The organism is Streptomyces sp. NPDC057543 (genome assembly GCF_042801895.1).
In the GTDB taxonomy this organism is placed as follows: domain Bacteria; phylum Actinomycetota; class Actinomycetes; order Streptomycetales; family Streptomycetaceae; genus Streptomyces.
The window spans coordinates 1-5,973 of record NZ_JBHVFF010000400.1 but is presented as its reverse complement, the minus strand read 5'-3'; the positions used below and the strand labels follow the sequence as shown (position 1 = coordinate 5,973).

The following is a 5,973-nucleotide window of genomic DNA, read 5'->3' as shown; positions in this document are numbered from 1 at the left end:
CTCACCGGCCAGGAGGGACTGGAGAACCAGCCTCGCCGGGGTTCGAGGCGCGGGGTCCGGGGCGGAGCCCCGGTTCGGGAAGGGGCGGGCAGGGGAACGAGTCCGCCACAAGGCGCACCCCCACCCGCACGCCCTCTTACGCCCCCGGCCGCTCCGGTGCCCGCTTCGCCGGGGTTTCCGCCAGCGCCGCGAGCGCGATCCGGATCGCCTCGTCCAACTGCGGATCGCGCCCCGCAGCATGGTCCTGCGGCGCCATCACGACCTCGACGTCGGGATCGACCCCGTGGTTCTCCACGCCCCAGCCGTAACCCTCGAGCCAGAACGCGTACTTGGGCTGGGTGACCAACGTCCCGTCCACGAGCCGGTAGCGGCTGTCGATGCCGATGACGCCGCCCCAGGTGCGCGTACCGACCACAGGTCCGATGCGCAGCGCCTTGATCGCGGCGTTCACGATGTCGCCGTCCGAGCCGGAGAACTCGTTGGCGACGGCGACCACGGGACCACGCGGCGCGTCGTCCGGGTAGCTGTACGGCTGCATGCCGCGCGGCAGGTCCCAGCCGACGATGCGCCGGGCGAGCTTCTCCACGATCAGCTGCGAGGTGTGGCCGCCGCGGTTCTCCCGGACGTCCACGACCAGCCCCTCGCGGGCCACTTCGAGCCGCAGATCGCGGTGGAGCTGCGCCCAGCCGGAGCCGACCATGTCGGGGACGTGGAGGTAGCCGAGACGGCCGCCCGAGTGCTCGTGGACGTAGGCCCGCCGGTCGGCGACCCACGCGTGGTAGCGCAGCGCCTCCTCGTCCGCGACCGGTACGACGACGACATGGCGCGGGTCGCCGCCGTCCACCGGTGAGACGGTCAGCTCGACCGCTTTCCCGGCTGAGCCGGTGAGCAGCGGTCCGGGCCCGGCCACCGGGTCGACCGGGTGTCCGTCGACGGCGAGGATCGTGTCGCCGACGCGCACCGCCACGCCGGGTGCGGCGAGCGGCGAACGGGCCGCCGGGTCGGAGGTCTCGGACGGCAGGATGCGGTCGATGCGCCAGCTCCCCTCGTCCGTACGGGAGATGTCCGCGCCGAGCAGACCCTGCCGGGCTGAGTCGTCGCGCCAGCCGCCGGGCGGCGTCACATAGGCGTGCGAGGTGCCGAGCTCGCCCTGCACCTCCCACAGCAGGTCCATCAGGTCGTCGTGGGTAGCGACGCGCTCCAGCACCGGACGGTAGCGGTCCAGGACGCCGTCCCAGTCGATGCCGCCCATGTCGGGGCGCCAGAAGTTGTCCCGCATGATGCGCCCGGCCTCGTCGTACATCTGCCGCCACTCGGCGGCCGGTTCGAGGGTCCGGCGGATCCTGGAGAGGTCGACGGTGACGCTGCTGTCGCTGCCGCCGTCGTGGTCGTCGTCACCGGCCGGGACGCGGCTGTCGGACGGTACGACGCGCAGCTTGCCCCGGGTCCGCAGGACGATCCGCCGGCCGTCACCGCTGACCTCGAACCCGCTGACGTCGGAGGCGAGTTCCTCGCAGCGCAGTTTCTCCAGGTCGTACCGTTCGAGGACGGTCTCGGGCCGGCGGGCGTCCGGCGTGGCGCCGCTCGTGCCGAGCACTCCGGTCACCGGGTGGTTCAGCCACAGAATTCCGTCCTTCGCGGCGCGCAGCGTGGAGTAGCTGGCGGCCTCGACGGGCAGCGGCACGATCCGGTCGGCGAGCCCTTCGAGGTCGATGCGGGTGACGGGCAGCGCGGTCGGGTTGTCCTCGCCGTCGCCGCTCTTCTCCTTCTCGGTCGGGCGGCCGTGGCGCTGCGGTCCGAACGGGGAGGGCGTGGTGGCGGCGAGCGTCAGCAGATGCGGACGGCAGGCGCCGATGAACGCCAGGTCGAAGACGTGGGCGTCGTAGATCGGGTCGAAGGACCGTTCGGAGAGGAACGCGAGGTGCTTGCCGTCGGTGGTGAACGCCGGCGAGAAGTCCCGGAAGCGCAACGGGGTGGCCTCGGCGACCGACAGGTCGGCGACGTGGGCGAGCTTGAGCTGCCTGAGCGGTTCGGGCCCGGGGTGCGACCAGGCGAGCCAGGAGGAGTCGGGCGAGAAGACGAGGCCGGAGGCGTCGCCGTGTTCGCTGCGGTCCACCTCGTGGACCTCGCCGCTCTCCCGCTCGACGATCAGTACCCGCCCGTCGTGCGCGGCGACGGCGAACCGGCTGCCGTCCGGGGCCGCGGCGAGGTCGAGGACCCTGCCGATACGGCCGGCGGCGAGGCGGCGCGGTACGGAGCCCGGCGCGGTGCCGGTGGCGGGTGCGCACTCCAGGGCGTCGTCGCCCTCGGCGTCGGTGACCCAGACGACGTGCTGGTCGCCGTCGGCCTGGAAGGTGTGGGGCATGCGCGCCCGCACCCCTGGTTCGACGGCGAGCGCGCGGGCCGGGCCCTCGCGGTGGGTGACCCAGTGGACGGCGCCGCGCGTCCCGACCGCGCTGCCGCGGCCCGTGCGGTCCGGGGACGCGGCGTCGAGGTGGCTGTCGGCGTGCACGGGGTGGGGCTGGAGGTCGGCGCGCTGGCCGCCGAGGAGGATGTCGAGGCGGCGGGGCGCGGCGCCTTCGAGGTCGTCCAGCAGCCGGAGCTCACCGGCCGAGGCGTAGCAGACGCGGGCGCCGTCGGTGCTCGCGTGGCGGGCGTAGAAGCCGTCGGTCTCGGAGTGACGGCGCAGGTCCGAGCCGTCGGGGAGCGAGGAGTAGAGCGCGCCGACGCCCTCGTGGTCGGAGAGGAACGCCACGCGGTCACCGACCCACATCGGGCATTCGATGTTGCCGTCGAGGTCCTCGTGGAGCCGTACGAACTCCGCCGGGCCGTCGGCGGCGTCCTGCGACGCGATCCACAGCTTGCCCGCGGTGCCGCCCCGGTAGCGCTTCCAGGCGGCGGCCTCGCGCCCCATGGTGGCCGAGAGCAGCAGGACCCGTCCGCCGGGCCCGTACGCGAGGGAGCCGACCGGTCCGTACGGCAGGGTCCGCGCGGGCCCGCCGTCGGCCGGGACGGCCCTGGCCCAGCTCCGCCGCAGCGATGCCTGCCCCTGGGTGCTGATGACGAGTACGTCGCCCTCGGGCGTCCAGCCGCGTACGGAGGTCCGCGCGTCGCCCCAGTACGTGAGCCGTTCGGAGGGGCCGCCGTCGACCGGTGCGACATGCACCTCGGGCGCCCCGTCCCGGGTGGATGTCCAGGCGACGCGGGTTCCGTCGGGCGATATCCGCGGGTTGGTGACGGGTCGGTTGTCGGCGCTGACGCGCCAGGCTCGGCCGCCGTCCAGCGGCGCCAGCCAGACATCGTCCTCGGCGGTGAAGGCGATCAAATCGCCCTGGACATGGGGGTATCGGAGGTAGGCAGGCTGCGTCACATCGATCACCCTAGGCCGCGGGCGCGCTCCGCGGAACCGAGTTGGCCGGAGTCCACCGGGTGGTCCGGTGCCTGCCACACTCATTTGCCCCGGGGCGATCCGGTCATCGTGACCGTCACGGTGACCGTCGGCCGTGCGGTGCCGCTGCCGCCGCCCAGCGGCGGGTTCGCCACACCGGTCGACGGTGCGGCGTTGCAGTTGCCCAGCGCATCTGCCCGGAAGACGACCTTCCCGTCGGCCTTCGCGGTCAGGTCGCCCCGCACGCACCGCCCGTCGAGCTCCTGGGTCACGTTGCCGTTGACCGTGATGTCCTCGCCGTCCCGGGTTCTTCCGATGCAGTCGACGTCCGCGATCCGGCCCGCGGAGGCGGCGGGCGACGCGCCCCCGGTCGGGCCCGCGCCGGTATCGGCCGTGCAGTTGAGCCACTGGACATGGACCCCGTCGCGCTCCAGGGCGCTGGTGGCGGCCTGGTCGGTGGTCACGGCGATGGATACGGAGTTCGGTCCGCCCACGGGCTCACAGGCCACCACGCCGGCGGCCGCCGCGCCCGCGAGCGCGGACGCGGCCAGAAAGCGACGGGTCCTTCTCCGACCCCATGCCCTTGATGTCCCCATACGGGCAGCTTCCCACCATTCCCCCACTAAACGGTAGACGGCTTGCGGCCATAACGGAGTTGGCGCCGGAGCGCGGGAGGGGGCTCACGACCAGCGGCCGGTGCGCCCCAGCAGCAGTGCCGTCGCCGCCGTGCCCGCCGTCGAGGTGCGCAGGACGGACCTTCCGAGCCGGCAGGTGCGGGCGCCCGCCCCGGCGAAGACCGCCAGTTCGTCCGGCGACACACCGCCCTCGGGGCCGACGACCAGCACGATCTCGCCCTGGGTGGGGAGTTGGACGGTGGCCAGCGGCTCGCTGTCGTGCTCCCGGTCCTCGTGCAGGACGGCGGCGAAGTCCGCCGTGGCCAGCAGCGCGGCAATCTGTTTGGTCGTCAGCGCGTCCGCCACCTCGGGGAATCGCACCCGGCGCGACTGTTTGCCCGCCTCCCGGGCGGTGTTGCGCCATTTCGCGAGGGACTTGAGGCCGCGGTCGCCCTTCCACTGCGTGATGCAGCGCGAGGCCTGCCAGGGCACGATCGCGTCGACACCGGTCTCCGTCATCGTCTCGACGGCGAGCTCGCCGCGGTCGCCCTTGGGCAGGGCCTGGACGACGGTGATACGGGGCGTGGGCCACGGCTCCTCGCGGACCGTCACCAGGTCCATGACCACGAGCCGGTCCTTGCCCTCGGCGGCCCTGACGACCCCTTGCGTCCACCGGCCGTGGCCGTCCGTCAGCACAACGTCCTCACCGGCGCGCAGCCGCTTGACCGATACGGCGTGCCGCCCCTCGGATCCTTCCAGGACGAACTCGGGCCCGTTCGGGACCTGTTCGACGACGAAGACCGGTGCGGTCACTGCGTACTCCCTGTGTTCACGGCCGTCCGTGCGGCGTCCATTTCCTCGACGAGCAGTTCGATCAGCCGGCCGGCGGGCAGCTCGCGGGCCAGCCGGTGCCCCTGGCCCGCCCACAGCGCCATGCCCTGGGCGTCGCCGGCCTTGGCCGCCGCCCTGCGCAGACCGGCGGTCAGGTAGTGGACCTGCGGGTAGGCGGCGGGGGCGTACGGGCCGTGCTCGCGCATGAAGCGGTTGACCAGGCCGCGGGCCGGCCGGCCGGAGAAGGCCCGGGTCAGGGCGGTCCGTACGAACAGCGGGTTGGTCAGTGCCTGCTTGTGCAACACATTCGCCCCGGACTCGGGACAGACGAGGAACGCCGTGCCGAGCTGCGCCGCCTCCGCGCCCGCGGCGAGCACGGCCGTGATCTGGGAGCCGCGCATCAGCCCGCCCGCGGCGATGATCGGCACCTGTACGGTCTCGCGGACCTGGGCCACCAGGGAGAGGACTCCGATCCCGGTGCCGTCCGTCTGCGGGTCGTCGCGATGGGTGGACTGGTGGCCGCCCGCCTCTATGCCCTGGACACAGACCGCGTCGGCCCCCGCCCGCTGGGCGGCCTGGGCCTCCTCGGACGTGGTGACCGTCACGACGGTGTACGTGCCGACCCCGGCGAACGCGTCGAGGGTGTCCCGGGTCGGACAGCCGAAGGTGAACGAGACGACCGGGACCGGGTCCTCCAGGAGGATCGCGAGTTTCGCGTCGTAGTTGTCGTCGCCGCCGGAGTCCGGATCACCGAGCGGCGTCTCGTACCAGGCGGCCTCACCGGCGAGTTGGTGCCGGTACACCTCGACGGCGCTGGGATCGGCGAGTGCGGGCTGCGGCATGAAGAGATTGACGCCGAAGGGCTGACCTGTCAGCCCGCGCAGCTGCTTGATCTCGTGGTACATGCCGTCCGCCGTCTTGTACCCGGCGGCGAGGAAGCCGAGACCGCCCGCTTCGGCGACGGCCGCGACGAGCTGCGGACAGGAGACACCCCCTGCCATCGGGGCCTGCACGATCGGATACCGGCAGAGATCGGTCAACACGGATGACATGACCGCATCGTGTCACGTCCCGCACACCTCGGCGTGCCCAGCCCCGGGTCCTCTTTGTCCTTAAATCTGTCCCCGAACGCCGGACGGC

General features: G+C 73.0%; 4 protein-coding genes. All 4 read right to left on the bottom strand.

Features of this window, described 5'->3' with window-relative positions; genetic code table 11:
* Positions 1-136: 136 nt before the first annotated feature.
* Complete coding sequence (locus ACFU8Q_RS38175; RefSeq protein WP_384463779.1) at positions 137-3,370, bottom strand: S41 family peptidase; 3,234 nt, start codon at positions 3,368-3,370, stop codon at positions 137-139.
* Positions 3,371-3,450: 80 nt separating this feature from the next.
* A complete protein-coding gene (locus ACFU8Q_RS38170; protein WP_384463776.1) occupies positions 3,451-3,984 on the bottom strand; it encodes a hypothetical protein in 534 nt (177 codons plus the stop codon).
* Positions 3,985-4,068: 84 nt separating this feature from the next.
* On the bottom strand, positions 4,069-4,815 hold the full coding sequence (locus ACFU8Q_RS38165) for a 16S rRNA (uracil(1498)-N(3))-methyltransferase (RefSeq protein WP_384463773.1): 747 nt from the start codon (positions 4,813-4,815) through the stop codon (positions 4,069-4,071).
* Entirely contained in the window at positions 4,812-5,885 is a 1,074-nt protein-coding gene (locus ACFU8Q_RS38160) for a nitronate monooxygenase (RefSeq protein WP_384463770.1), read from the bottom strand. The genes ACFU8Q_RS38165 and ACFU8Q_RS38160 overlap by 4 nt, the downstream gene beginning before the upstream one ends.
* Between the last annotated feature and the right edge of the window lie 88 nt (positions 5,886-5,973).

What these genes read in the sequence shown, in the direction of transcription:
- ACFU8Q_RS38170 (WP_384463776.1), bottom strand. Translation starts at nt 3,984, where the DNA reads ATGGGGACATCAAGGGCATGGGGTCGGAGAAGGACCCGTCGCTTTCTG.
- ACFU8Q_RS38160 (WP_384463770.1), bottom strand. Translation starts at nt 5,885, where the DNA reads ATGTCATCCGTGTTGACCGATCTCTGCCGGTATCCGATCGTGCAGGCC.